Annotated in this window: 1 protein-coding gene; it reads left to right on the top strand. The window is 41.9% G+C overall.

Annotated elements, in window-relative coordinates; all coding sequences use genetic code 11:
* Nucleotides 1-188: 188 nt before the first annotated feature.
* Nucleotides 189-516 (top strand): ABZJ_00895 family protein (locus tag ACTXGO_RS16265; protein ID WP_443575259.1); only part of this gene is annotated, 328 nt, incomplete at its 3' end.

Below are 516 nucleotides of genomic sequence, written 5' to 3'. Positions count from 1 at the left end.
ATTTTAGCATCAGCCTGAAAGGACAGGACTCTTTTTTGCCGCTCCTTTGATAAAAATAGACGCTTAGAATGACTAAAATTACTATTTTTATCTTGCTTCTAATTTAAGAGCAGCGACTAAAAAATAGTCTCTGTCAGTGCGTGTTTGTGAATTATCAAACACGCCCTAATTTTGCAATAGGTAGCCTCATGACTGATCAACGCCCCAACTTACAAAAGCCTGTGCCACTTGCGTATCAAAACGCTATTAACTCAAGCGCCAACATGACAGAATACGTGGGTTTTTTTGCAGTGGGTTATATTCTTGCCAGTGTCGTATTTATCGTTATGCAAACGCAGCTGGTGATGAACCCGCACTTGGTAACGGTGCTATCGGTTATCGCGGCGGCTTATATTGCAGTGTACAAGTTTATCAAGCATCATAAGCGCGCTTTACAAAGAAGTGAGATGAATCGATTGACTCTAGCTGGCACCGCAACCGTCTGGCTACTGAGTACGCTGTATTTTTTGGGAATAT

This window comes from Psychrobacter sp. T6-1, assembly GCF_052258445.1.
The sequence above is the reverse complement of the archived record's forward strand: the minus strand, read 5'-3'. Positions and strand labels throughout refer to the sequence as shown.